This is a genomic window from Kingella denitrificans ATCC 33394, assembly GCF_000190695.1.
Lineage (GTDB): Bacteria > Pseudomonadota > Gammaproteobacteria > Burkholderiales > Neisseriaceae > Kingella_A > Kingella_A denitrificans.
Genome location: NZ_GL870929.1, coordinates 1,059,997 through 1,085,971, shown reverse-complemented (window position 1 = coordinate 1,085,971; position 25,975 = coordinate 1,059,997). Strand labels below are relative to the sequence as shown.

Annotated in this window: 25 protein-coding genes and 2 pseudogenes; 11 read left to right on the top strand and 16 right to left on the bottom strand. The window is 56.0% G+C overall.

The features are described 5' to 3' along the window. The first annotated feature begins 2 nt into the window (after positions 1-2). The gene (locus tag HMPREF9098_RS05370; RefSeq protein ID WP_003782723.1) at positions 3-596 is read left to right on the top strand and encodes a FixH family protein; all 594 of its coding nucleotides are present in this window, start codon (positions 3-5) and stop codon (positions 594-596) included. Positions 597-665: 69 nt separating this feature from the next. Here HMPREF9098_RS05370 and HMPREF9098_RS05365 read toward each other — a convergent pair. The 3 genes and pseudogenes from HMPREF9098_RS05365 to miaA form a co-directional block, all read right to left on the bottom strand. Next, a pseudogene (locus HMPREF9098_RS05365) lies at positions 666-2,780 on the bottom strand (TonB-dependent receptor). A 318-nt stretch (positions 2,781-3,098) separates the two neighbouring features. Next, a complete protein-coding gene (locus tag HMPREF9098_RS05360; protein WP_003782717.1) occupies positions 3,099-3,644 on the bottom strand; it encodes an RDD family protein in 546 nt (181 codons plus the stop codon). Further along, positions 3,641-4,591, bottom strand: a complete 951-nt coding sequence (gene miaA / locus HMPREF9098_RS05355; protein WP_040564751.1) for a tRNA (adenosine(37)-N6)-dimethylallyltransferase MiaA — start codon at positions 4,589-4,591, stop codon at positions 3,641-3,643. The genes HMPREF9098_RS05360 and miaA overlap by 4 nt, the downstream gene beginning before the upstream one ends. Positions 4,592-4,816: 225 nt before the next feature. Between miaA and putP the strand changes: the two genes are divergently transcribed. Further along, a complete protein-coding gene (gene putP, locus HMPREF9098_RS05350; protein WP_003782715.1) occupies positions 4,817-6,334 on the top strand; it encodes a sodium/proline symporter PutP in 1,518 nt (505 codons plus the stop codon). Positions 6,335-6,535: 201 nt separating this feature from the next. Further along, on the top strand, positions 6,536-7,405 hold the full coding sequence (gene xerD / locus HMPREF9098_RS05345; protein WP_003782713.1) for a site-specific tyrosine recombinase XerD: 870 nt from the start codon (positions 6,536-6,538) through the stop codon (positions 7,403-7,405). 175 nt (positions 7,406-7,580) lie between these two features. On the opposite strand, the gene HMPREF9098_RS05340 is transcribed toward xerD, so the two are convergent. Beyond that, positions 7,581-8,459, bottom strand: a complete 879-nt coding sequence (locus HMPREF9098_RS05340; protein WP_040564749.1) for an NAD(+) kinase — start codon at positions 8,457-8,459, stop codon at positions 7,581-7,583. 62 nt (positions 8,460-8,521) lie between these two features. Further along, complete coding sequence (locus HMPREF9098_RS05335) at positions 8,522-9,193, bottom strand: NAD(P)H-dependent oxidoreductase (protein ID WP_003782711.1); 672 nt, start codon at positions 9,191-9,193, stop codon at positions 8,522-8,524. Positions 9,194-9,372: 179 nt separating this feature from the next. On the opposite strand from HMPREF9098_RS05335, the gene hscB reads away from it, so the two are divergent. Next, entirely contained in the window at positions 9,373-9,879 is a 507-nt protein-coding gene (gene hscB / locus HMPREF9098_RS05330) for a Fe-S protein assembly co-chaperone HscB (protein WP_003782706.1), read from the top strand. A 74-nt stretch (positions 9,880-9,953) separates the two neighbouring features. On the opposite strand, the gene HMPREF9098_RS05325 is transcribed toward hscB, so the two are convergent. Next, positions 9,954-11,738: a 2-isopropylmalate synthase gene (locus tag HMPREF9098_RS05325; RefSeq protein WP_003782703.1), complete on the bottom strand. Its 1,785-nt coding sequence runs from the start codon at positions 11,736-11,738 to the stop codon at positions 9,954-9,956. Positions 11,739-12,152: 414 nt separating this feature from the next. On the opposite strand from HMPREF9098_RS05325, the gene HMPREF9098_RS05320 reads away from it, so the two are divergent. The 3 genes from HMPREF9098_RS05320 (at position 12,153) to HMPREF9098_RS05310 (ending at position 14,976) form a co-directional block, all read left to right on the top strand. Further along, positions 12,153-13,172, top strand: coding sequence for an ABC transporter substrate-binding protein (locus HMPREF9098_RS05320; RefSeq protein WP_040564292.1), 1,020 nt, complete (start codon positions 12,153-12,155; stop codon positions 13,170-13,172). A gap of 110 nt (positions 13,173-13,282) precedes the next feature. Then, positions 13,283-14,185, top strand: a complete 903-nt coding sequence (locus HMPREF9098_RS05315) for an ABC transporter permease (RefSeq protein ID WP_003782700.1) — start codon at positions 13,283-13,285, stop codon at positions 14,183-14,185. Then, positions 14,182-14,976 carry an ABC transporter ATP-binding protein gene (locus tag HMPREF9098_RS05310; protein ID WP_003782698.1) on the top strand — a complete coding sequence of 265 codons (795 nt, stop codon included), beginning with the start codon at positions 14,182-14,184 and terminating at the stop codon, positions 14,974-14,976. The genes HMPREF9098_RS05315 and HMPREF9098_RS05310 overlap by 4 nt, the downstream gene beginning before the upstream one ends. Before the next feature lie 190 nt (positions 14,977-15,166). Here the strand turns inward: HMPREF9098_RS05310 and cysK are convergent, their stop codons facing one another. The 5 genes from cysK to HMPREF9098_RS11715 all read right to left on the bottom strand — a co-directional run bounded on the left by cysK (position 15,167) and on the right by HMPREF9098_RS11715 (position 19,885). Further along, entirely contained in the window at positions 15,167-16,099 is a 933-nt protein-coding gene (gene cysK / locus HMPREF9098_RS05305) for a cysteine synthase A (RefSeq protein WP_003782696.1), read from the bottom strand. Positions 16,100-16,186: 87 nt separating this feature from the next. After that, the gene (gene dxs / locus HMPREF9098_RS05300) at positions 16,187-18,091 is read right to left on the bottom strand and encodes a 1-deoxy-D-xylulose-5-phosphate synthase (RefSeq protein WP_040564291.1); all 1,905 of its coding nucleotides are present in this window, start codon (positions 18,089-18,091) and stop codon (positions 16,187-16,189) included. A gap of 180 nt (positions 18,092-18,271) precedes the next feature. Continuing rightward, positions 18,272-18,475 (bottom strand): hypothetical protein, encoded by a 204-nt coding sequence (locus HMPREF9098_RS05295; RefSeq protein WP_003782690.1) that lies wholly within the window; start codon positions 18,473-18,475, stop codon positions 18,272-18,274. Between the two features lie 171 nt (positions 18,476-18,646). Continuing rightward, positions 18,647-19,717, bottom strand: coding sequence for a 3-isopropylmalate dehydrogenase (gene leuB, locus HMPREF9098_RS05290; RefSeq protein ID WP_003782689.1), 1,071 nt, complete (start codon positions 19,715-19,717; stop codon positions 18,647-18,649). A gap of 12 nt (positions 19,718-19,729) precedes the next feature. Further along, positions 19,730-19,885: a hypothetical protein gene (locus tag HMPREF9098_RS11715; RefSeq protein ID WP_155803281.1), complete on the bottom strand. Its 156-nt coding sequence runs from the start codon at positions 19,883-19,885 to the stop codon at positions 19,730-19,732. Positions 19,886-19,961: 76 nt separating this feature from the next. On the opposite strand from HMPREF9098_RS11715, the gene HMPREF9098_RS05285 reads away from it, so the two are divergent. Continuing rightward, on the top strand, positions 19,962-20,702 hold the full coding sequence (locus tag HMPREF9098_RS05285; RefSeq protein ID WP_040564746.1) for an amino acid ABC transporter ATP-binding protein: 741 nt from the start codon (positions 19,962-19,964) through the stop codon (positions 20,700-20,702). An 89-nt stretch (positions 20,703-20,791) separates the two neighbouring features. Here the strand turns inward: HMPREF9098_RS05285 and HMPREF9098_RS05280 are convergent, their stop codons facing one another. The 3 genes and pseudogenes from HMPREF9098_RS05280 to HMPREF9098_RS11710 form a co-directional block, all read right to left on the bottom strand. Beyond that, entirely contained in the window at positions 20,792-21,271 is a 480-nt protein-coding gene (locus HMPREF9098_RS05280; protein WP_003782685.1) for an SMI1/KNR4 family protein, read from the bottom strand. Positions 21,272-21,286: 15 nt separating this feature from the next. Beyond that, positions 21,287-21,439, bottom strand: a complete 153-nt coding sequence (locus HMPREF9098_RS12455; protein WP_370889892.1) for an HNH endonuclease — start codon at positions 21,437-21,439, stop codon at positions 21,287-21,289. Between the two features lie 59 nt (positions 21,440-21,498). Continuing rightward, positions 21,499-21,591 (bottom strand): annotated as a pseudogene (locus HMPREF9098_RS11710) (IS1595 family transposase); the annotation flags it as partial. A gap of 130 nt (positions 21,592-21,721) precedes the next feature. Here HMPREF9098_RS11710 and HMPREF9098_RS05275 point away from each other — a divergent pair. After that, a complete protein-coding gene (locus HMPREF9098_RS05275; RefSeq protein WP_003782683.1) occupies positions 21,722-22,603 on the top strand; it encodes a cysteine ABC transporter substrate-binding protein in 882 nt (293 codons plus the stop codon). A 190-nt stretch (positions 22,604-22,793) separates the two neighbouring features. Here the strand turns inward: HMPREF9098_RS05275 and HMPREF9098_RS05270 are convergent, their stop codons facing one another. Together HMPREF9098_RS05270 and HMPREF9098_RS05265 are read right to left on the bottom strand one after the other, a co-directional pair. After that, complete coding sequence (locus tag HMPREF9098_RS05270; protein ID WP_040564290.1) at positions 22,794-23,387, bottom strand: hypothetical protein; 594 nt, start codon at positions 23,385-23,387, stop codon at positions 22,794-22,796. A 63-nt stretch (positions 23,388-23,450) separates the two neighbouring features. Continuing rightward, positions 23,451-24,593, bottom strand: a complete 1,143-nt coding sequence (locus HMPREF9098_RS05265) for a 5-(carboxyamino)imidazole ribonucleotide synthase (protein WP_003782679.1) — start codon at positions 24,591-24,593, stop codon at positions 23,451-23,453. Between the two features lie 124 nt (positions 24,594-24,717). On the opposite strand from HMPREF9098_RS05265, the gene HMPREF9098_RS05260 reads away from it, so the two are divergent. Together HMPREF9098_RS05260 and HMPREF9098_RS05255 are read left to right on the top strand one after the other, a co-directional pair. Then, positions 24,718-25,167: a surface-adhesin E family protein gene (locus tag HMPREF9098_RS05260; RefSeq protein ID WP_003782677.1), complete on the top strand. Its 450-nt coding sequence runs from the start codon at positions 24,718-24,720 to the stop codon at positions 25,165-25,167. 96 nt (positions 25,168-25,263) lie between these two features. Further along, positions 25,264-25,914, top strand: coding sequence for an isochorismatase family protein (locus HMPREF9098_RS05255; protein ID WP_003782675.1), 651 nt, complete (start codon positions 25,264-25,266; stop codon positions 25,912-25,914). The last annotated feature ends 61 nt before the right edge of the window (positions 25,915-25,975 follow it).

Here is a 25,975-nt window from a genome sequence, read left to right as displayed (position 1 = left end):
CGATGGCGCAGACGCCCGAAAATATCCGAGACCAAGCCCCATGGTACCGCCAGCCTGTGTTTTGGATGCTGATGAGCGGCCCGATGATTGTGGTGGTGGCGGCATTCGTTACGCTGAACATCGCCAGCAACACCGTAACCGATTTGGTCAGCGACGATTATTACAAAGACGGCAAGCACATCAATTTGCAGTTGGAGCGCGACGTGGAAGCGGCCAAGCGCGGCATTGTGGCGCAGGTGCTGTTCAATGCGGACGGTTCGGCGGCGAAGGTGTTTATTGCCGGTCATTTCGACCACGGCCAGCCCTTGAAGCTGTCGCTACTGCACCCCACACGCAAGGCGGACGACCATGTGGTGGATTTGAAGCCGACCGGCGCGCTGTCGGGCGACAAAGTGGAATATGCGGCCAATTTGCAGGCTGCGTTGCCGAACACCGCGCACTGGTATGTCCGCGTGGAGGACAATGCCGGCGTGTGGCGCGTGGAAGAGAAATGGCGGCCCAGCCAAGGCGGCGCGGTGGATTTGAAACCGAAAGACAACGTATTGGTACTGGCGGCGGCTTCGTCTGCTCCCGCTCCTGCTTCGGCGGCGCATTAACGGTATCGGCACATTAAAAAGCAGCCTGCACTCTGAATTTTGGAGTGCAGGCTGCTTTTTGCGTTGGCATTAAAAACGGTAATTGATGCGCGCCGTATAGCTTCGCGGATTGCCCGGCATGGCATCGGAACGCCAGTATTGCCGGTTGAACACATTGCCCACGGCAAAGGTCAGGTTCATGTTTTTGTAATTCCAGCCGACCATGGCATCGGTGCGGACGAAGCCCGGAATATGGTTGGGTGCGCCGCTGCGCGTGTAACCGTAGCGTTTGCCTGTGCCGGTAATGCCGATTTCGCCGTAGAGGTTTTCGGTCGGCGTGTAACGGAAAAACAGGTTGCCGGTCACGCTGCTGGTGTTGTCGAGGCGGCGGCCGACGCGGGCGGGGTTTTCCCGGTCTTCCACGATTTTCGCCTGCATCACGCCCAGCGAGCCGCGCAGATAGAGCCGTTTGGGGACAATCTGCCCGATGGCGCTCAATTCGATGCCGCGCGAACGGTGCTTGCCGCTGACCGCGTAAGTATAAGGGTCATTAATCGGGTCGGGGCGGTAACGGATATTGAAGCGTTCGATTTGGTAAACGGACAATGTGGTGCTGAGGCGGTCGTCCAGCCAGCTGCTTTTCACGCCGGTTTCGTATTGGCGGGTGTATTCGGGGTCGGCGTTGAACACGGCGGAAGACGAGGTGTCGATACTCAAATAACCGCCGCGTCCGCCATAAGGCGCGAAGCCTTTGTTGTACGAGGCGTAAAGCGTGTGGGCGGGCGTGACGTTCCACACCGCGCCGATGTTGGGGCTGAACGAATGGCCGCTGTATTGGCGTTTGTCGCCGTTCAGTTGGTTTTCCGAGCGGAATTTGTAGCTGTCGTAGCGGACGCCGAGCACGAATTTTAAATCGGGTGTGGCAGAGAAGATGTTTTGGATGAACAAGCCGTAGGAATCGGCTTTATGGCGGTTTTGCGTCAGCACGGGTTGCAGCCTGCCTGAAGACGGCCAGCTGGCGCGGTCGTACGGGTCGATGGGCACGGTGAAACTGCCGCGGTAGCCCAATGTCGGGTTGCGGTGTTCGCGGCTGTAATCCAGGCCGACGGTCAAGTGGTTGTCGAACCGGCCGATTTTATAGTCGCCGTTGAGCGTGAGGTTGGATGACAGGGTTTTGTTGTCGGTCTGTTGCCAAGCATAGTTGCGGCGGATAAGGCCGCCGCTTTCGCTGCCTGCATAGAAATGGTCGAAATCCTGCGATGCCTTGCGGTGGGCGAACTGCCACTGGATGCGCCATTTGTCGTTGAAGGAATATTCAAGGTCGGAACGCCAAACTTGCAATTTGTCTTTCACAAAATCGTTCGGGTGCGCAAAACCCATGCGGTAAGACAGCCCGAAGCGGTCGTACACGGATTTGGTCGGGCTGCGGTCGGGCGTGCGCTCCACATTATCGTAGGTATATTGCCCCGTCTATTTCAGACCGTTGTCGAGTCTGATGGTGATGCTGGGCGACACCATGACGTTTTTGCTGTCGATGCCGCTGCGGAACGAATTGGCGCGCCCGATTTCGCCCGTCAGGCGGATGGCGACGTGTTTGTTCAGCACTTGGTTGATATCCAGATTCAGGCTGCGGTTGGCCCAAGAGCCGTAAGTCGCGCCGATGTTGCGGCTTTGTTTGAAGTTGGCGTATTTGCTGACCATGTTGATGACGCCGCCGCCGTTGGTGCGGCCGTAAAGCACGGAAGACGGGCCTTTCAGGATTTCCACGCGCTCGATGTTGGCGGTGCTGCGGCGCACCTGCCCGCTTTCGCGCACGCCGTCGCGGTAAATGTCGGAAGCATCGGCTTGGAACCCGCGCAGGAAAATGCTTTCGCCGCGCATATCATAAGCCGCGTCAATGCCGGCGTTGCCTTCGAGGATGGAGCTTAAATCGTTCGTGCCGTAGTTTTTGTTTTTCTGGATGTTGAGCGTATCGATGGTTTGCGGCGTTTCTTTGATGAGCTGGCCGTTGCGGGTAACGGCGGCTTCGTCGTAGTTGATGTAGCCTTTGAGTACGCTGGTGTCCGCTTGGCCGACCACTTTCACAGTGGGCAGCGTTGAGGCGTAGGATTCGTTGTTTTCGCCGTTGTTGGCTGTGTCGGCATAAACAGGGAAGGCGGCGGCCAAAAGGGCGGGAATCAGGGCGGGGCGCATGTGTTTTTTCATTACAAAACCTCGTCGGGAAAAAACATGGATTGTAATCGATAATCACTAATATTAACAATAAAATATATTGATTAACATCTATCCGTTAATTTTGTTCTGGTTTTGCAACAAAATGTTGTGCGAGTGTTGGTTTTGGCAAAGGGTTTGGCGGATTTTGGTTGTTGAAAGGGTTGGATTGCGGACAAAAAAGCAGCCTGCACATTTGGAAAACGAAGTGCAGGCTGCTTTTTGCCGTTTATAGTGGATTAAAATAAAAATGAGACAAGGCGGCGAGCCGCAAGGCGTACAAGTAGTACGTCAAGGCGAGCCAACGCCGTATCATTGCGATTTTAATTCACTATATTTTTTCTGTTCGCGCAAATCGATCAATTCCGTGCCGGCCAGATAGTCGTATAAAAATTGGCGGCGCGGGTGGAACAAGGCGAAGCCCCACGGCAGTATCCACCAAAACAGGGCAAGGCAGCCTGCATTTTTTTGCGTCAGGCCGAAATGGCGGCAGGCGGCATAAACCAGCAGCGGCACGAAGACGATGAATACGCACGCCCATAAAAAGCGGTACAGCAGTTGGCGCGGCGCGGGGTGCAGGCTACTTTTTGCGTCCGCCAGGCCGATGTGCCACACGCGCATGGGCAGGGTTTGCTTTTCGCGCACCCAGTTGAGCCGGAAATACAGCCACCATGCGCCCAACAGCAGGCCGACCGTGAGCCAGGACGACACGGGCAGCAGCGCGGGGGCGAATTGCTGCATGAGCGTGGTGCAGCCGCCGGCCAATGCACCGGCCAACATGGTGACGGCGCCCACCAGCAGCGATTCGTAGAGCAGGGCGGTCAGGCGGCGTTTCAAGGGGGCTGGGGTGTGGTTCATGATGCGGATTTGATTGATGAATAAAGGGTTTGGGCGGTTTCGCAGGCAGCCTGCACATAGTCCGGCGTGCCGAACGGGTCGAACACGGCATCGGCCGGCAGTTTGCGCAGCCAGGTAAGCTGGCGTTTGGCCAGTTGGCGCGTGGCGGCCTGCCCTTGCGCCACGAGTTCGCTTTTGTTGATTTGCCCGTCCAGATATTGCCACACTTGGCGGTAGCCCACGCAGCGCATGGCGGTGCCGTCGGGTGGCAAATCGGGATATTTTTGCTGCAAACGGCGCACTTCGTCCACAAAACCGTTGTCCAGCATTTGTTCAAAGCGGCGGTTGATTTGCGCGTGCAGGCGGCTGCGGTCTTCGGGAATCAGCGCAATGGTGTGCAGCGGCAGGGCAGGGGCGCTTTGTGCGGCGCGGATATGCTGCGACAGCGGTTTACCGGTGAGCAGGAACACTTCCAGCGCGCGTTCGATACGCTGGCTGTCGCCGGGCGGCAGGCGGGCGGCGGTTTCCGGGTCGGCGCGTCGCAGTTGTTCGTAAAGGCTGTGCAGGCCGTGCTGCTGCTTCTGCCGTTGCAGTTCGGCGCGGACGGTGGCATCGGCTTCGGGCAATTCGTTCAGCCCCTGCGTGAGCGCGTGGTAATACATCATGGTGCCGCCCACAATCAGCGGCAGCCTGCCGCGCGCGCGGATTTCGCCGGCCAGCCGCACGCAGTCGCCCACAAAATCCGCCGCGCTGTAACTTTCCATCGGCGTGATGATGTCGATGAGGTGGTGCGGCACGGCGGCCTGTTCCGCCGCGCTGGGTTTGGCCGTGCCGATGTCCATGTCCCGATACACCAACGCGCTGTCCAAGCTGATGATTTCGCAGGGGACTTCGGCGGCAATGCGCAGGGAAAGCGCGGTTTTGCCGCTGGCGGTGGGGGCGATGATGGCAAGGGCGGAAGCGGTCATGGCGGGGCGGTTTTGCACGGGGTGCAGGCTGCTTTTCGGGTTGAAAAACGCGATTGTAGCATTGCCGCCTGTAAAAGTAATTTGTTTGCGAACGTCAAAATATTGACGAGATTTGTCAAGTTGGGTTAAATTCCCGTCAGCCCGCAGGGTTATGCAGCAAAAACGCCGGCCGAGTGCAGGCTGCTTTTGCTAAGAAGAAAAATATTAAATGAGAGAGTTTTCAACATGAATCCAGTCTATATCACGTTCGGGCTATATCTGGTGGCCGTTTTGGGCATCGGTTTCTTCGCCTATTTTTCCACGCGTAATTTTGACGATTATATTTTGGGCGGACGCAGCCTGGGCGCGTTCGTTACCGCCATGTCGGCCGGCGCGTCCGATATGTCGGGTTGGCTGCTGATGGGCCTGCCCGGTGCGATTTACGCTTCCGGCCTGATTGAGGCATGGATTGCCATCGGCCTGACCATCGGCGCGTATTTCAACTGGCTGCTGGTGTCCGGCCGGTTGCGCGTGCACACCGAATTGAACAACAACGCCTTGACGTTGCCCGAATATTTCGCGCACCGTTTCGGCGAACACGGCAAACTGATGAAAGTGGTTTCCGCCGCCATCATTTTGTTTTTCTTTACGATTTATTGCGCTTCCGGCATTGTGGCGGGTGCGCGGCTGTTCCAAAGCCTGTTTGAAGGCATGAGCTACGAAACCGCCATGTGGCTGGGCGCGGGCGCTACCATCATTTACACGTTTATCGGCGGCTTTTTGGCCGTGAGTTGGACGGACACGCTGCAAGCCTCGCTGATGATTTTTGCGCTGATTTTGGCACCGGTGATGGTGTATCTGGCATTGGGCGGCGCGGCGGAAATGAATGCCGCCATTGCGCAGGCTGCCACCCAAAGCGGCGTGCAATACAGCCAACTCTTCCCCACGGAAGGTGCAGGCTGGTTGGCCGCTATATCCGCTGCTGCATGGGGCTTGGGCTACTTCGGCCAGCCGCATATTCTGGCGCGTTTCATGGCTGCGGAAAGCGTGAAATCGCTGCACAGCGCGCGCCGCATCGGCATGACGTGGATGATTTTGTGCTTGGGCGGCGCGGTGGCCGTGGGCTATTTCGGCATTGCCTATTTCGGCGCGAATCCTGCCGACGTGGGCGCATTGGCGGGCAAAAAAGAGCGTATTTTCATTGCCCTGACCACATTGCTGTTCAACCCTTGGATTGTCGGTATTATCCTGTCGGCCATTTTGGCGGCGGTGATGTCCACCTTGTCCTGCCAACTGCTGCTGTGTTCCAGCGCCATCACCGAAGACTTCTACAAAGGCTTCTTCCGCCCGAACGCATCGCAAAAAGAACTGGTGTGGCTCGGCCGCATGATGGTGTTGCTGATTGCCGTGATTTCCATCGTCATTGCCTATAACCCCGAAAGCGAAGTGCTGGGCTTGGTGGCGAACGCATGGGCGGGCTTCGGCGCGGCCTTCGGTCCGGTGGTGATTCTGTCGCTGCTGTGGAAACGCATGACCGCCAAAGGCGCATTGGCCGGTATGATCGCTGGCGCAGTGGTGGTGATTGCATGGGGTCCGATGTTCAAAGACAGTGCATCCTGGCTGAAAAATGTGTATGAAATGATTCCGGGCTTCATCGCCTGCGGATTGGCCGTGGTCATCGTATCGCTGCTGGACAAAGCGCCAAGCACCGCCGTACAGCAACGTTTTGACGAAGCGGATGCCGCATACCGCCGTGCCGAATAATTTGAGTATCGGCATTTAACCCAAAGCAGCCTGCACTTTGACAACACGTGTTCAAAGTGCAGGCTGCTTTTTTGCGGTACAATGCCGCGCCAATGCCAAACGGACGCATGGCCAACAATGGCCGCCGACACAACGTGCAGGCTGCTTTTTCCCGTTGCAAAGCAGCCTGCACCCCATTCACCGCACAGTTTCCCATCCATCATGCCCGACATCGACCGATTCCTTGAACACCTGTGGCTGCAAGAGCGGCTCGCGCACAACACGCTGGAAGCCTACCGCCACGATTTGCACAAAGTGGCCGAACGCCTGGCCGCCGCGCAAACCGACTGGCAGCACGCCGACAACCGCCAGCTTGCCGATGCGGTTTATGCCGCCGACGAACAGCCGAGCACCCAGTCGCGCACCTTGTCCGCCGTGAAAAAATGGTATCAATATCTGAATGATACGCAGCATCGGCACGACAATCCCAGCCGCGATTTGAAGGCAGCCAAAATACCGCGCAGCCTGCCGCAGCCCGTGAGCGAAGCGCAAATCGACGCGCTGCTCGCCGCCCCCGACACGGACACGCTGCACGGATTGCGCGACAAAGCCTTGTTGGAATTGATGTATGCCACCGGATTGCGCGTGAGCGAGGCGGTGAAACTGTCGCTGAACGAACTGGATTTGACGCGCGGCATGGTCAATACCATCGGCAAGGGAAACAAACAGCGCATTGTGCCGCTGGGCGAGGTGGCGGCGGATTGGCTGGAACGCTATCTGCACACCGCGCGGCCGGAACTGCTGAAAGGGCAGGCGTGTGCGTATGTTTTCGTGTCGCAAAAGAAAGTGGGGATTTCGCGGCAACTGGCCTGGCAGGTGGTGGCAAAATACGCGCAGCAGGTCGGTCTGCCCGCGCTGTCGCCGCACGGTCTGCGTCATGCGTTTGCCACGCATCTGGTCAATCACGGCGCGGATTTGCGTGTGGTGCAGCTGCTGCTGGGCCACGAAAGTTTGACGACCACGGAGATTTACACGCACGTGGCCAATGCGCGGCTGAAACAGGTGGTGGAGCAATATCATCCGCGTTCGTAAAAGCAGCCTGCACTTGTGTTTTTCAAGGTGCAGGCTGCTTTTTGCCGTATTGACGGATGCGGCGGGTTTTATAGTGGATTAAAATAAAAATGAGACAAGGCGGCGAGCCGCAAGGCGTACAGGTAGTACGTCAAGGCGAGCCAACGCCGTATCATTGCAATTTTAATCCACTATATTAAATCAGTTGCTCGCCCCAGTGCAGTTTTTGGCGCAGGGTTTTGTAGTATTGGTAATGCGTGGGGTGCAGCACGCGCAGGTGGTGGTGGTAGCGGCGCAGGGTGATGATGTCTTTGCTCTGCATATCGACAAACGATTGGCCGTCGTAATGCAGGCGTGCGTCGCGGGATTTGGTGATGAGGATTTTGATTTCGAAATTGTCGGAAATGACGATGGGGCGGTTGGTCATGGATTGCGGGCAGATGGGGACGAGGGTGAAGGCGCGCAATGTGGTTTGCAGGATGGGGCCGCCGGCGGCCAGCGAATAGGCGGTGGAGCCGGTGGGCGTGGAGACGATGAGACCGTCCGAACGTTGGGTGTAAACAAATTCACCGTTCACAAACACTTCAAATTCAATCATCTGCCCAGTGCCGCCGCGCGACAGCACCACATCGTTCAAGGCCAGCGCCTGATGGATGGTTTCGCCGTCGCGCGACACGATGGCTTCCAGCACCAAGCATTCGTCCGCCAGATATTTGCCGGTGAGCATGCTGGCCAGTTCGGGGAACATGTTTTCGCGCGTTACCTGCGTTAAAAAGCCCAAATGCCCTTGGTTGATGCCGATGAGCGGAACGCGGTACGGCGCGGCTTGGCGTGCGGCCGCCAGAAACGTGCCGTCGCCGCCGAGCACCAGAATCAAATCACACTGCCTGCCCAAATCGCTGCTGATTTGGCAGCCTGCGGGCAGGGGCTGTTCGGCTTGTTGTGCGTATTGTTCGTCGATATACACGTTTAACTGCTGTTGCAGCAGGAAAACCGACAATTCGGCAATCACCTTGGCGATATTGGGCGTGTCGGGGCGTGTTATCAGTCCGATGTGTTGGAATTGGCTTTTCATGGTGTAGCGCGGTGTAGGCAAAGAGGGCATTATATAGCGAATGTGCGCGGCGGACAAAACGGCTATCGTATCCAGCGCACCACTTCTTCCATGGGTTTGCGCGATTTGGGTTTGATGTCGGCGGCGCGGTAGCCGAAGGTGAGCATGACGGACACGCCCCATTCTTGTGCGTCAAAGCAGCCTGCACCGGATAAAATGCGATTGACTTCCGCATAATCGAAGCCTTCAATCGGGCAGGAATCGATGCCCAACGCGGCGGCGGCCGTCATCATATTGGCCATGGCGATATAAGTTTGTTTGCACGCCCAGTCGAACACGCTGCGTTCGCTGGCCAGAATGTCCGCGTCGTGGATTTGGAAACGGGCGTATTTGGCGCGCGCCGCTTCCGCCGCTTCGCCGGTAAAGCCGCGCCGTGCGATGATGTCGTCAAAAAACGGGGAATCGTAGCGTGCGTTTTTCTTTGCCAGAATCACGACCAGATGGCTGGCATCGTCCACTTGTGTCGCCATGCCCCAAGACACGGGTTTGAGTTGGGCGCGCAATTCGCGGTTCTGCACCACCAGAAATTGCCAAGGCTCGCTGCCGACGGAGCTGGGCGATAAGCGTCCTGCCTGCAAAATGGCTTCGAAATCCGAATCGGGGATTTTTTTGGCGGGGTCGTAGGCACGGGTGGCGGCGCGGCGTTGCCACAGGGCGGTTAATTGTTCGGCGGTGAGCATGGGCTTCATGGACATGACGGGCTTTCATAAGGGTGGGTGAATGGTCGTATTATAAATCGAAAGCAGCCTGCATAGGTCTTGCGGTATAATTTCGAAGAACGAATTTGGGAAAGTGCAGGCTGCTTTTGCGGCATGAAAAAAGCAGCCTGCACCCTGAAAACACAATATGAATTTATACACATCAAGGAGTTATCATGTCCCGCGCTTTCCAGCTTTTTCAATTGGCACCGCAGTTTGACGTGGACGAAGAGCAGCTGTCCCGCCAATACCGCGCCTTGGCCGCGCAGTTCCACCCCGACCGTTTCGCCGCCGCCAGCGCATTCGAGCAAAAGCAGGCGGTGATGATGACCGCCGCGCTCAATCAGGCCTATGAATGTTTGTCGCACCCGTTGAACCGCGCGGCAGAACTGCTGCAAATGCAGGGCATTGATGCCGATGCGCCCGAACACACCCAGTTCCCGCCCGAATTTTTAATGCAGCAAATGCAGTGGCGCGAAGCCCTGATAGACGCGCAGGCTGCCCACGATGAGGCCGCCATGGCACGGTTGGACGAAGAAATTGCCCGCGAACAGCAGCAACTGTACGGGCAACTGCGCGGATATTTCGCCGCAGAGCAATACGAACAGGCGGCGCAGGCCGTGCGGCAGGGGCGTTTTCTGGACAAAATGCGCCAAGAAATCCGCAAGGCGGCGGGGGGTTAGCCGGGTGATGAAAAAGCAGTCTGCACTTTCAAAATTGAAGTGCAGGCTGCTTTTTTGCCGTTCGCGCCGCCGTGTTACACGTTGCCCTGCGCCTTAATGCGCACCGCGCCGCTTTCCAGTTTGGACAAGGCCGACAGATACGCCTTTGCCGTGGCCACCAATATGTCGGTATCCGCGCCCTGGCCGTTCACCACTTTGCCGTTTTTGGACAGGCGCACGGTGGTTTCGCCTTGGCTTTCAGTACCATGCGTTACCGCGTTCACCGAATAAATCTGCAAGGTCGCGCCCGATTGCGCCACACTTTCGATGGCTTTGAAAATGGCATCCACAGGGCCGGAACCCGATGCTTCGGCACGTTTTTCCACGCCGTCCACGCTAAATACAATTTGTGCGCGCGGTTCTTCGCCCGTTTCGGTAACAATGTGTTGCGACACGAATTTGTAGCGGTCTTCCAAATTGGACATTTCGTCCGATACCAGCGCGTGTAGGTCTTCATCGAAGATTTCACGTTTTTTGTCCGCCAGCTCTTTAAAGCGGGCAAACGCGGCGTTCAATGCTTCTTCGCTGTCCAATTCGATGCCCAATTCCTGCAATTTGGTTTTGAAGGCATTGCGGCCGGAAAGTTTGCCCAAAGTCAGGCGGTTGGCCGACCAGCCCACGCTTTCGGCGGACATGATTTCATAGGTTTCGCGGTGTTTCAGCACGCCGTCTTGGTGGATGCCGCTTTCGTGCGAGAAGGCATTCGCGCCCACAATCGCCTTGTTCGGTTGTACGGGATAGCCCGTAATCGTGGAAACCAGTTTGGAAGTCGGTACGATTTGCGCGGTATCGACACCGGTTTCCAAGCCGAACAAATCATGCCGTACTTTCAGCGCCATCACGATTTCTTCCAAGCTGGCATTGCCCGCGCGTTCGCCCAAACCGTTGATGGTGCATTCGATTTGACGCGCGCCCGCCTGAATCGCCGCTAGCGAGTTCGCCACCGCCATGCCCAAATCGTTGTGGCAGTGGCTAGACCAGACGACTTTGCTGCTGTTGGGCACGCTGTTGATGATGGCGCGGATGCGTTCATACCACGCAGAGGGAATCGAATAGCCCACGGTATCGGGAATGTTGATGGTGGTGGCACCCGCTTCGATAACGGCCGTGAAAATTTCCACCAGAAAATCGTGTTCGGAACGCACGGCGTCTTCGGCGGAAAATTCCACGTCATCGGTATATTCTTTGGCGATTTTCACGGCTTTCACCGCGGCTTCCACCACTTGCTTCGGCTTCATTTTCAGCTTGTGCTCCATGTGGATGGGGCTGGTGGCGATGAAGGTGTGGATGCGGCGTTTGGGCGCGGGTGCAAGCGCTTCGCCCGCTTTGCGGATGTCGTTTTCTACCGCGCGACACAGCGAGCAGACGGTGGAATTTTTTACGGTTTTGGCGATTTCGTGCACGGCTTCCCAGTCGCCTTCGCTGGCGGCGGCAAAACCCGCTTCAATCACGTCCACACCCAGTTTTTCCAACTGGCGCGCCAAACGCAGCTTTTCTTCTTTGGTCATGGATGCGCCGGGCGATTGTTCTCCGTCGCGCATGGTGGTGTCGAATATGATGACGCGGTTGTTTGTGTTCATGGTGTTTTTTTCCAATTCTGCTTGTTGGTGGATAAAGGCGTTCAAATCCAAAGGCCGCCCCTGTGCCTGTGCCAGAGCGGTCAATTTCTGCAACTGTGCCAAAGGCAAAGAGCCGCGCGTGCGCCATTTATAAATAGCGGCCGTGCTGGCGGCGTGTTCGGGGTCTTGCTGTTTTAAGGCTTCGGCAAGGGCATTTACGCCGCCGAAATAGGCGATTAATCGGTCGATGTCTAGCTGCATAGCGGTTTTGTCCAATCAATGATTTGTTTGACGCGATTATTATGTAATTTGGACAAATTGACAAGTATTTTGTTTAATTTTGGTTGAATTAAATCGAACAAAGATGAAAATTAGACAAAAAGTTGATTTTTGCGAATACGGTATCTATCGCCGTCATAGATGAATTATGTGTGTGCAACAAGAATTTTTACTGCATGGCTACAGACTTTGTTCGCATTTTTTTGTAATTCACGATTGAAATGGAGTATAAAATTGCTTAATTTAAAATATTTTAATGATTAAATTCCAATTTATTTGGTATTTTTGGGTGGGTCAGCCATACACAAAGCGGTGTATTTTGTATATGATGACACTTTTTTAAAAAACGCTATATTTTTTAACAAATATTTCATCAGCAACAGGAGTAGATGGAAGATGTTGACACGTCGTACCGCTTTATTGAGCTTGATGGCCGCCGCAGTATTGGCAGCCTGCAACCAGCAATCTACCGGCAACAGTGCTTCGGCGGCTGCCGGAAATGCCGGTGCTTCTGCCGCTTCGGGCACGAAACGCATTGCGGTAACCGCCATTGTGGAGCACCCTGCGTTGGACGGCGTCCGTGCCGGCGCGATTGAGCAGCTGAAAGCCGAGGGCTTCGAAGAGGGCAAAAACATCATCATCGAATTCCAGTCGGCGCAGGGCAATCCGGCAACGGCAACGCAAATTGCGAAAAAATTTGCGGGTGACAAGCCTGATGTGGTTCTGGCCATTTCAACGCCGAGCGCACAGGCCATGGCGGCGGCCAGCAAAAATATTCCGATTGTTTATGCCGCGGTTACCGACCCTGTGGCGGCCAAACTGGTGCCTTCTTGGGAAGCGTCGAACACTAATATCACGGGTGTGTCCGATTTGCTGCCGCTGGAGCCGCAAATTGATTTGATGCGCAAACTGGTGCCGAATCTGAAAAACGTGGGTTATGTGTACAGCCCCGGCGAAATCAATTCCACCGTGGTTTTGGAGCAGCTGAAAACCGCATTGTCCAAACAAAATATCAACTTGGTGCCGGTGGCGGCGCAGCGCACGACCGATATTTTGCCCGCAGCCCGCAGCTTGGGCGGCAAAGCGCAGTTGATTTATACGTCTTTGGACAACAACGTTGTGGCATCGTATGAGTCGATGTATAAAGCGGCGACCGAAATCAAAGTGCCGCTGGTGGCTTCGGACACGGGTTCGTTTGCGCGCGGCGCGGCGGCGGTGCTGGGTGTGAATTACCACGACATCGGCGTGGAGGCGGGCAAAATCATTGCGCGTATTCTGCGCGGCGAGGCGGCGGGCAGCATTCCGTCGCAACGCATGAGCAAGTTTGATTTGTACCTGAGCCCGAAACATGCCCGCGAACAGGGCATTACGATTCCGGACGAGTTGCTGAAAACGGCAACTCAGGTGACCGAATAACCTGTGGTGTTTTTTGGAAGTGCAGGCTGCTTTTGCGTGCCGCCGGTAATGCAAAAGCAGCCTGCACTTTGTTGAACTATACAAAACATATTGATAAATAAAGGTATAAGATGTCTTTGCTTGCCCTTTTTGGCACATTTGAAACCGGTTTGGTGTATGCACTGGTCGCATTGGGCGTGTTGCTGTCATTCCGCGTGCTTGATTTCCCCGACTTAACCGCCGACGGCAGTTTCCCATTGGGTGCGTTTGCCTGCGCCGTGGCGATGACGGCCGGCATCCATCCCGTTTTGGCCATCGGCATTGGTTTTGCTGCGGGTGCGGCGGCCGGCGTATTGACGGCGTGGCTGCATGTGAAACTCGGCATTTTGCAGCTGTTGGCAGGGATTATCGTGATGACCGCGCTGTATTCCATCAATTTACGGATTGGCGATGCGCCGAATGTGTCGCTGTTGGGGCAGAAGACCATCTTCGATTTGTTCACGCCCGTGTTGGGCAGCGGCATGTGGCAGAACGCCGCCGTGCTGTTGCTGATAACGCTGCTGATTAAATTTGTGTTGAACTGGTTTTTCAGCACCGAAACCGGCTTGGCCATGCGTGCCACCGGCGCCAATCCGCGTATGGCGCGCGCGCAGGGCATTTCCACCAATTTCATGGTGGTGCTGGGCATGGCGTTTTCCAACGGTTTAATCGCGATGGCGGGGGCTTTGTTCGCCCAAGTGGCGGGCGGCGCGGACGTGAGCGCGGGCTTGGGCACGATTGTGTTCGGCTTGGCAGCGGTGATTTTGGGCGAGGCCTTGCTGCCTAGCAAAAAAATGTGGGTGATTACGCTGTCGGTGATTATCGGCTCGATTGTGTACCGCCTGTTCATTATGGTGGCGATGGGCAGCGAAACCCTGTCTGGCTTGGGGTTGAAAACCCAAGATTTGAATTTAATCACATCGGTTTTGGTGGTGTGCGTGATGATGTTGCCCAAAATCAAAGCCAAGCTGAAACAAAGGAGTGCCCAGCCATGATGAAAGCAGAAAATCTGCGCCTGACCTTCAATGCAGGCACGCCGATTGAAAATCCAGCCTTGCGCGGTATGAGCCTGCACATTCGGGACGGCGAATTCGTTACCGTGATTGGCAGCAACGGCGCGGGAAAATCCACGTTTTTGAACGCCATCAGCGGCGATATTATGGTGGATTCGGGCAATATCCGTATTGACGGCACCGATGTGACCAAGCAGCCTGCACACCGCCGCGCGGGTTTGGTGGCGCGCGTGTTCCAAGACCCGATGGCGGGCACCTGCGCTAATTTGAGCATTGAAGAAAACATGGCGCTGGCCTACAAACGCGGGCAGGGGCGCGGCCTGAAAAGCGCGCTGAACAAAGCCAACCGCGAATTTTTCCGCGAAAAGCTGTCGGTGCTGAAACTGGGTTTGGAAAACCGTTTGACCGACCGCATGGGCCTGCTTTCGGGCGGCCAGCGGCAGGCGGTGAGCCTTTTGATGGCGAGTTTGCAGCCGAGCAAAATCCTACTGTTGGACGAACACACCGCCGCGCTTGACCCGAAAACCGCCGCCTTCGTGCTGGAACTGACCGACAAAATCATTACCGAAGGCAAACTCACGGCGATGATGGTGACGCATTCCATGCAGCAGGCGTTGGAGCACGGCAGCCGCACGGTGATGCTGCACCAAGGTCAGGTGGTGTTGGACGTGTCGGGCAGCCAGCGGCAGAACATGGGCGTGCGCGATTTGCTGGATATGTTTGAAAAAACGCGCGGCGAAAAAGTGAGCGATGATTCGCTGCTGTTGAGCTGACGGCGTGAATGAAAAAAGCAGCCTGCACTTTGGCAATCAGAGTGCAGGCTGCTTTTTGGGCTTGATTCGGATATCCGGTTGATGGCGTATTCAATTCAAGCCAAGCCCTTTATTTTTTATCTATAACAAAAGTGCAGGCTGCTTTCCAATAAGACGAAAAGCAGCCTGCACTTGATTTTGAACGGTGCGCTTATGCCAAATCGGCAAACAGCGCGGTAGAAAGATAGCGTTCGCCGTAGGAAGGCAGCACGGTTACAATCAATTTGCCCGCATTTTCCGGTTTCGCCGCCAATTGCAGCGCGCTCCACACGGCCGCGCCGGAAGAAATGCCGGACAGGATGCCTTCTTTGTCGGCCAATGCGCGCGCGGTGGCCATGGCGTCTTCGTTGGACACGGTAATCACGCCGTCGTAGATTTCAGTGTTCAGCGTTTTGGGCACGAAGCCTGCGCCCAAGCCTTGAATCAAGTGCGCGCCTTTTTGGCCTCCGCTCAAAACGGGCGAACCGGCAGGCTCGACCGCATAAACCTGCACTGCGGGTTTGCGGCTTTTCAGCACTTCGCCCACGCCCGACAGCGTGCCGCCCGTGCCCACACCGGCCACGAAAATATCCACATTGCCGTCCGTATCGCGCCAAATTTCTTCGGCAGTAGTTTGGCGGTGGATTTCAGGGTTGGCCGGATTGTCGAATTGGCGCGGCATGAAGTAGGTTTCGGGATGGTTTTTCACAAATTCTTCGGCTTTGGCAATCGCGCCGTTCATGCCTTCGGCAGCAGGGGTGAGCACCAGTTCCGCACCGTATGCGCGCAGCAGCATTTTGCGCTCTTTGCTCATGCTTTCGGGCATGGTGATGACCAGTTTGTAGCCTTTGGCCGCACACACCATCGCCAGGCCGATGCCCGTGTTGCCCGAAGTGGCTTCCACAATGGTGGTGCCGGGCTTGATTTTGCCTTCGCGTTCCGCCGCTTCCACCATGGCCAGCGCAATGCGGTCTTTCACGCTGCTGCCGGGATTGAAGAATTCCAGTTTCACGGCCACGCGCGCAGGCAGGCCGCGGCTTAAATTTTGCAGCTCCAGCAGGGGGGTGTTGCCAATCAAATCGGTGATGCTTTTTGCGATATTCATGATGAAGTTCCTTAAAAAATACGGATAATTTGGCAGACATCATAATACGGCTGCCGGGGCAAGTGAAAGAATTTATGCGGCTTTGGTTTATAACTGCCGGCTATATTGCTGCAGCCATTGTTCGATTTTGCGTTGCAGGCTGCCTGCACCCAAGGCCATGTTGTCCAGCAGGATGGTGCTGTCGCCGTGTTCGGTAACGATGTCGGGAATGCCGCACAACAGGGTGGGCTTCAAATTGCCCTGCGCCGCCAGCACTTCCAGCACCGCGCTGCCTGCGCCGCCCGCCTGTGCGTTCTCTTCCACGCAGACCAGATAATCGTGCGATTGCGCCAGCGTTGCCAGCAAATCTTCGTCCATCGGTTTGACAAAGCGCATGTCCGCCACGGTGGCATCGAGGGCTTCGGCGGCGGCCAAAGCAGGCTGCACCATGCTGCCGAAGGCGATGATGGCGGTTTTCTTGCCTTTGCGACGCACCACGCCTTTGCCGACTTCCATGGTGTGCAGGCTGCTTTCAACGGCCGCACCGCAGCCTGCACCGCGCGGATAGCGCACGGCGGTCGGTTGGTCGAGTTGGTAACAGGTGGACAGCAGCAGGCGGCATTCGTTTTCATCGCTGGGCGCGGCAATCACCATGTTCGGCACGCAGCGTAGGAAGCTCAAATCGTATGCGCCTGCATGGGTGGGACCGTCTGCACCGACAATGCCTGCGCGGTCGATGGCGAACAAAACGGGCAGGTTTTGCAGGGCGACATCGTGCAGGAGTTGGTCGTATGCGCGTTGCAGAAAGGTGGAGTAAATCGCCACCACGGGTTTGATGCCTTGGCAGGCCAGCCCTGCGGCAAAGGTAACGGCGTGCTGTTCGGCAATGCCGACATCGAAATAGCGGTCGGGGAAGCGTTGTTCGAATTCCACCAGCCCGCTGCCTTCGCGCATGGCGGGCGTGATGGCGACTAAGCGTTGGTCGGCGGCGGCTTGGTCGCACAGCCATTGGCCGAACACTTGCGTGTAGGTGGGCGGTGCAGGCTGCTTTTGCGTTGCGCCGGCCGATTCGGGTGCAGGCTGCTTGCCGATGGCGTGGTATTTCACGGGGTCGTTTTCCGCCAGTTGGTAACCGTGGCCTTTTTTGGTGATGATGTGCAACAGCTGCGGCCCTTCGCGTTTGCGCAATTCTTTCAGCACCGACACCAGCTGCCCGATATTGTGCCCGTCCACCGCGCCCGTGTAGGCAAAGCCGAAATTTTCAAACAGCGACAAAGACTGCTGCACATGTTCGCTTTCGCTGGCAATCGTCTTAATCGTGTGTTCCGCTTTTTGCGCCATTTCTTTGACCGATGCGGGCAGCTTGTCCAGCACTTTGGTGGAATGCTGCTTGATTTCGTGCAGCACGCCGCGCATATCGCGCATCACGTTGCGCGCCAGATATTTGGGCAGCGCGCCCACGTTCGGCGAAATCGACATTTCGTTGTCGTTCAGCACCACCAGCAGGTTCACTTTCATGTCGCCCGCGTTGTTCAGCGCTTCAAATGCCTGTCCCGCCGTCATCGCCCCGTCGCCGATAACGGCCACGCTGCGCGCATTGCTGCCGGAGAGCCGGTCGGCCACCGCCATGCCCAACGCTGCACCGATGGAAGTGGACGAATGCCCCACGCCGAAATCGTCGTATTCGCTTTCGCTGCGTTTCGGGAAACCGGCCAGCCCGCCGAATTGGCGGATGGTGTGCATGCGGTCTTTGCGCCCCGTCAGGATTTTGTGCGGATAACTCTGGTGCCCCACGTCCCAAACCAAGTGGTCTTGCGGTGTTTCAAACACATAATGCAGCGCAATCGTCAGTTCCACCACGCCCAGATTGCTGGCAAAGTGCCCGCCCGTCTTGCCCACGCTTTCCAATAAAAATGCGCGCAATTCCTGCGCCAGTTGGGGCAGTTGTTCGGGTGCGAGCCGGCGGATATCCGCTGGTGTGGAAATCGTATCGAGCAGGGGCGTGGCGGTCATCATCGTGTTCGTATGGTTTTTTTGGGGAATGGGCGATTATAAGATTTTACGGCGTGCTGTGGCAAACAAAAAACGAGCGTTGGCGGCTTGTTAATAGGCTGGCGGGTGCAGGCTGCTTTTGTGCCGTTTTGGCCTGCGTAAAACAAAGAAAAAGCGCGGATTTTCGGCCGCGCTTCGGATTTAGAATTTCATTTGGGTGTTGATGGCTTGGGCAATATCGTCCAGTTTGCCCGGCACTTCAAAACCGGTTTCGCCGTTTTGGTAGCTGTACACAATCAACGTGGTGGGCGGTTGGTCGTTACGCGGTTCGATGCGGCGGATGCAATCGGTGTTGAGATAAATGCGGTGGCCGTGAACGCTGACCAATTCCACTAATCCTGACATGGTGTTCCCTCTCTTTAAAAATATGTGATGTGGTTAAACGGCGGATTATAATCATTTTCCGCTTTTTTGTATAACAAAAATTCTGCATGCTGGGCGTTTGCGGCGGGGCATCATAAAAAGCAGCCTGCACCCTGAAAAATAAAGTGCAGGCTGCTTTGGGCGCAGGTTGTGTTACAACGCTGCCAAAACCGCGTCGCCCATTTCCGAGCAGGAAACCTGCGTGCAGCCGTCTTCAAAAATATCCGCCGTACGCAGGCCTTGTTCCAGCACTTTCTGCACCGCGTTCTCGATTTGTTTCGCGCGCGCTTCGTCGTTCAGGCTGTAACGCACCAGCATGGCCAGCGACAGAATCGTGGCCAGCGGGTTGGCTTTGTTTTGGCCGGCAATGTCGGGCGCGGAGCCGTGCGAGGGTTCGTACAGGCCTTTGCCGCTTTCGTTCAGCGAGGCGGAGGGCAGCATGCCGATGGAGCCGGTGAGCATGGAGGCTTGGTCGCTCAAAATGTCGCCGAAAATGTTGCCGGTGGCGATTACGTCAAACTGTTTGGGCGCGCGCACGAGCTGCATGGCGGCGTTGTCCACATACATGTGCGAAAGCTGCACGTCGGGATAATCTTTGGCCACTTCGTTGAAGATTTCTTTCCACAATTCGGTGGTTTCCAGTACGTTGGCCTTGTCCACGCTGCACAGTTTTTTGCCACGTTTTTGCGCCGCTTCGAAGGCGATTTTGGCAATGCGGCGGATTTCGGATTCGCTGTATTTCATGGTGTTGTAGCCTTCGCGTTCGCCGTTGTCCAGCGTGCGGATGCCGCGCGGTTCGCCGAAATAAATGTCGCCCGTGAGTTCGCGCACAATCAGGATGTCCAGCCCGGCCACGACTTCGGGTTTGAGCGTGGAAGCATTGGCCAGCTCTTTATACAGCACGGCGGGGCGCAGGTTGGCAAACAAATTCAAATCTTTGCGGATGGCCAAAAGGCCGCGTTCGGGGCGCAGTGGCCGGTCGAGTTGGTCGTATTTCGGGCTGCCCACCGCGCCGAGCAGCACGGCATCGGCTTTGCGGCACAGGTTTTGCGTGAATTCGGGATAGGGGCTGCCGTATTGGTCGTAGGCTTCACCGCCCAGCGGTGCGTATTCGTAGGCCGCGTCCAGGCCTTGTGCAATCAGTTTGTCCAGCACGCGCACGGCTTGTGCCACGATTTCGGGGCCGATGCCGTCGCCGCGCAAAATAGCGATTTGTTTGGTCATGTCGAATCCTTTTTACGGTTGATCGATAGGGAATGCGGAATCGTGCAATATACCGATTTTTTGGGCTGCCGTATAGCGCGGTTTGGCGATGTGCAGGCTGCTTTTGGATGGGGCATTGCGCGAAATCGGCCGGCGGTATTTGTCGTTTGGATGGTTTCGGGGTAACATAGCCGCCCTGCCTGCGGGTGCGGAAAGCAGCCTGCACGGTATTTTCCGGTTCATATAACACATGCAAGGGCGCGCCATGTCTTTAATCAGCATTCGAAATTTACACAAAACCTACGGCAGCACGGTTGCCATCGACAATTTGGATTTATCGCTGCACAAAGGCGAAGTGGTGGTGATTCTGGGGGCTTCTGGCTGCGGCAAATCCACTTTGCTACGCTGCGTGAACGGTTTGGAAAGCATTCAGGGCGGCAGTATCCGCATGGACGGCGTGGGCGAATTCGGCCGCGACGTGCCGTGGCAGGTGGCGCGGCAGAAAGTGGGCATGGTGTTTCAAAGCTACGAGCTGTTCGCGCACATGAATGTGATTGACAATATCCTGCTGGGGCCGGTGAAGGTGCAGAAACGCAGCCGCGCCGAAGCGGAAGCCGAAGCGGACACGCTGCTCAAACGGGTGGGCTTGTATGAGCGCAAAACCGCGTTTCCGCGCGAACTTTCGGGCGGGCAGAAGCAGCGTATCGCCATCGTGCGCGCACTGTGCATGAATCCCGAAGTGCTGCTGCTGGACGAAATCACCGCCGCGCTCGACCCGGAAATGGTGCGCGAAGTGTTGGACGTGGTGTTGGAGCTGGCGAAGGAAGGCATGAGCATGCTGATTGTGACGCACGAAATGGGCTTCGCGCAAAAAGTGGCCGACCGCATCGTGTTTATGGACAAGGGCGCGATTATTGAAGAAAACACGCCGCAAGAATTTTTCAGCCACCCCAAAACCGACCGTGCCCGCGCGTTTTTGAATATTATCGATGATTATGAAGTATGACGGGCGCGGCAGCCTGAAAAAGCAGCCTGCACTTTGAATTTGGGGCTGACGCAGATTAGCCCTAAATTAGTCGCTTCCCCTAATGCCAGTCAATCTGTATCTTGATAAAGTTTATCTATAAAACTATCAAAATCAGGTGCGATGGGAACTGTAATCATCTTGGTATTACCTAGTTCATCTTCGTAAAATTCATCATGATACATAAGTACGATGGATGGATTACTTGAATTTTTACGGTAATCAAAACAAATATAATCGCCATTTGCACTTATTCCAAATGCAACAACTTGGTTTCCATAGCCATATTCATCATCAATGCATGAATAGGTATAGATATTTTCATGACAGGAGGCATCTTTTTTATATCCTAAAAATAAAATATTTCTGTCATCTGTATTTTTATCATTATCAATAAAAATAAAACAATCTTCTTCGGGATATAAATAATCATGTTCACTTATCAAATATATATACGATCTAGGGAATGTTACACCTAAATTTTCTGCAAATTTTTCAATGATTGAAGCAGAAACTTTTCCTTCATCTCTCCAGATATTTAATTTTTTCATTATTCATTTCCTTGATTAACGCCCTTGCTTTAATGCATTTTGACCAGTATATCTAACTGCATCATGTACGGCCAAAGGTACTAGCTGCATGTTATTTGGCGCACTTTGTGCATTATGATGCCAAATATATCCAGTAATAGTTTTTCGTCCCGCCATAATATCTTTCAACTGTCTGCTCGTAAAATTTGATTTAGAAATGACTCCCTTTTCTATTGCATCTCGTAAGCTTCGGCAGCCAGTGCCAAATGATGGCTGATGACCATACGGATTTTACGGTAGAACAGAATAGCGGAGTTGGGCTGAATGTCCAAAATATCGGCAAGTGCAGGCTGCTTTTTTGCGCCCTATATTCCAAATTCGACTATCCTAAATAAAAAAGCATTCTTTGCCCGATTGTGTAAAATCCCGTAAAGTGCGCCTGTTTTTTCTCACACCGTCTTGGAGATAATCATGACATTCAGCAAAACCCTTTCCCTGTTTTCCGCCATCGCATTGAGCTTCGGCCTGGCCGCCTGCGGTGATAACGGCGGCAGCACCAATGCCTCCGGCGCGAGCAATGCCGCCCCTTCAGCCGCATCAAATGCCGGCGGCGACAGCTTGGCACGCATCAAAGCCGCCGGCGTGATCCGCATCGGCGTGTTTGGCGACAAGCCTCCGTTCGGCTATTTGGACGCGAACGGCAAAAGCCAAGGCTTTGACGTGGAAATCGCCCGCAATATGGCGCAAGACTTGCTCGGCAGCCCCGACAAAGTCGAATTCGTCCTGACCGAAGCGGCCAACCGTGTGGAATACATCAAATCCGGTAAAGTGGACGTGCTGCTGGCCAACTTCACGCAAACGCCGGAACGCGCCGAAGTGGTGGATTTTGCCGCACCGTATATGCAGGTGGCGTTGGGTGTCGTATCGCCCAAAAACGCGCCCATCACCAGCATCGACCAGCTCAAAGGCAAAACCCTGCTGGTGAACAAAGGCACCACCGCCGATGCTTACTTCACCAAAAACCATTCGGACATCACGCTGCAAAAATACGACCAAAACACCGAAACCTTTGACGCGCTCAAAGACGGCCGCGGTGTGGCACTGGCGCACGATAACGCGCTGCTGTGGGCTTGGGCGAAAGAAAACCCCAATTTCGACGTAGCCATCGGCAAACTGGGCGAGCCTGAAAACATTGCCCCTGCCGTGCAAAAAGGCGACCAAGCCCTGCTGGCGTGGGTAAATTCCGAAATCACCGCCATGAAACAGGACGGCCGCTTGGTGGCAGCGTATGAAAAAACCCTGCGCCCCGTGTACGGCGACAAAGTGAAACCGGAAGAATTGCTGGCCAAATAATCGGCGCGCCTGACGGAAAAGATAACGCCTTTGCGAACCTGAATTTCGGTTGGCAAAGGCGTTTTTATAGTGGATTAAAATAAAAATGAGACAAGGCGGCGAGCCGCAAGGCGTACAAGTAGTACGTCAAGGCGAGCCAACGCCGTATCATTGCGATTTTAATCCACTATAGCAATGTGCAGGCTGCTTTTCAATCGGGTGCGAACCGCCAGGCATTGCGGTTGAAATCGTAAAGGTAAGAATCGAACGGGTTGCGCGTGCTGCGGTAGCCGAACAGTGGTGCTTGCGGGCGGCCTTCCGGCACGATGTAAATCAGCCGTTGGTTGCGCCATTTTTGCGGAACTTCGCCGCTGCCCGACTCAACGCCGAAGAGTTCCTGCCGGCTGGGGAAACGGCGGTGCAGGGCGCGAAACTGCTGAATTTGTGCCAGCACGGCTTCCGCTTCGGTGCGGCGGACGTGGGCGCGGTATTCGTGGGTGGCGAATATGCCGGCGAACATGAGCGCCCAAATCAGGATTCTGCCCCATTGCCGGCGCGGCTGTTTGCGCTGCTGCCACCATGCCGTCAAGCCGATAACGCAGGCGACGGGCAGGGCGATGAGGAGGAAATCGTAAAAATGGTAGCAGATGAAGGCGATGGCGGCGGCGCAGGCCAGCGTCCAAAAGAGTGACCACGCGGTGCGTACGGCGAGTGATTGGCGGGGCAGAAGGTAGATATTGGCGATGCCGCACAGGGCAACGATGCCGAGAATCAGCCAAATATACATCATGTTCAATAAAATCAACGGTTAATCCAACGAAAAAAGTAGCCTGCACGTCCATATCCAAAGTGTAGGCTGCTTTTGTGCTTATTCCGTATTGTCCAACTGCGCGTGAAGCTGTTGCGCGGCGGCATAGGCTTGGTCGGCGGTGTCGGCCAGTACGGTGAAGTGCCCCATTTTCCGGCCATTGCGTGCGGCAGTTTTGCCGTATAAGTGCAGGTGGGCGGACGGGTGCTGCTGCACGGCTTCCCAATGCGGTTCGCCGCCGTTGCCGCCCCACAAGTCGCCCAGGATATTCGCCATGGTGCAGGGCGAGAGCAGGCGGGTGTCGGCGGGGGGCAGGCCGCACATCAGGCGCACCTGCTGCTGGAACTGGCTGGCGGCGCAGGCATCGATGGTGTGGTGGCCGCTGTTGTGCGGGCGTGGGGCGATTTCATTGACCACTAAATCCTGCGCGTCGCCCACCACGAACATTTCCACGGCCAAAACGCCGACATAATCCAGCGCGTCGGCCAGCCGCACGGCCATTTGGCGGGCTTGCCGCTGCACGGTTTCGGGCAGGCGGGCGGGGACGGTGGAATACGACAGGATGCCGTTGTCGTGGCGGTTTTCGGCGGGGTCGTAGGTGGCGGTGTGCCGGCTGTCGAGCCGGCAGACGATGACGGAGATTTCGGCGCGCAAATCGACCATTTTCTCCAAAACACAGGCCACGCCGCCGTGCTGTTCGAAAGCAGCCTGCACTTCGGCCACGGTGCGCACGCGGATTTGGCCTTTGCCGTCATAGCCCAGCGTGGCGGTTTTCAGGATGCCGGGCAGGTATTGCGCGGTGCCTTCGTCGATGTCGCCGATGCGCTCGACGGTTTGGTAGGGCGCGGTGGGCAGGCCGGCTTTGCGTATCCATGCTTTTTCGGCAATGCGGTTTTGGGCGATGGCAACGCAGTCGCCGCTGGGGGAAACGCGCGTGTGTTGCGCCAAATCGCGCATGGATTGTGCGTGGACGTTTTCAAATTCGGTGGTAACGGCGGCGCACTGTGCCAGCGTTTTCAAGGCGACGGCATCGTCAAACGGGGCGCAGAGGTGGCAATCGGCAAAGCGTGCGGCGGGGGCGTTCGGGTCGGGGTCGAGCACGGTTACGCGGTAGCCCATGGTTTTGGCGGCCACGGTGAACATGCTGCCCAGTTGTCCGCCGCCCAGAATGCCGAGCATGGCGGGAGGGAGGATGGGTTTCATGATGCGGATGGAATGAGCGGAACGAAAACGCTATTTTAGCAGTTTTATCCCAAGCAGCCTGCACAAATTGCCAAGCTTTTAAACTTCGTGGCACAATCACGCTTATTGACGAAAGGACAGCAAGATGAAATCCATGAAATGGCTTGTATGGGCAATGGCGGCGGGTTTGTTGGCCGCGTGTGCGAAGCCCAGCCCGGAAAACAAAGTGGTGTTGGACGCGCAGGGCAGCTGGCGTTCCGTGGGCAAGCTGCACGGCGGCAACATGGAAGTGTTCTACGACACGGGCAGCCTGCAAAAACAGGGCAACACGGTTTCCCTGCGCAGCCGCCTGGTGGTGCGCGATATGGACAAAGAACCTTATTTGGAAACGCCGCATTTTAAAATTGCTGTGAACGAATGGCAGATGAACTGCCGCGGCAACACCGTGCGTGTAACGAGCAGCCATTTCTTCGACAGCAAAAAACAGTTGCTGGCCAAACACGAATATAGCGCGCAGGACACGGCCGCCGCGAAACCGCAGCCCGACACGCCCGCACAATCCCTCTGGCAGGCAGCCTGCAACGGCGGAAAATAACCGCCGGCAGCACGGCGTATCGCCGCCGCATCCGAAAGCAGCCTGCACATTTCACGCAAACCAGCAGTACGACCACCACCAAAACGGGAGAACAACATGACGATTGTTGCTTTGGATATTGACGCGCAAAACACCTTCACACCCTTGTGCGAGGCGGAATTGCCGATTGCCGGCGGGGACGAAATCGCCGCCGAACTGAACGCGCAGGCTGCTTTGGCCGATTTGCGGGTGATGAGCAAAGACGCCCATTCGCCGCACGCCAAATGGCTGTGTTCCTGCCACGCCGAACAGCTGCGTCCCACAGGGCTGCCCGACGCCCCCGAAACCTGGGTGTCGCACGCCATGGTGGGCAGCTTCGGCTTCGAACTGCTGGCCGGCCTGCCGAAGGAAACCGAATACGATTACTGCGTGTGGAAAGGCGTGTCGCCCGAACTGCACCCGTATGGCGCGTGCTATCACGACATTGCCGAAAAACTCAGCACCGGCCTGATTGAATGGCTGCATTATCGCAAAGCCGACACGCTGATTGTGGGCGGCTTGGCCACGGATTACTGCGTGAAGGCCACCGTGCTGCAACTGTGCCGCGCCGAGCCGCAATGGCGCGTGATTGTGAACCGCGCGGCGTGTCGGGGCATCGCGCCGGAAACCATCGAGCAGGCGTGGCAGGAAATGGCGCAGGCGGGCGCGGTGCTGCTGGACAGTGCGGCAGACATCGCCCGATATTTGCGCGAAAACCCGCACGGATAAGCTGTGAAATAAATGTGCAGGCTGCTTTTGGGGATTCGGAAAGCAGCCTGCACTTAGTTTA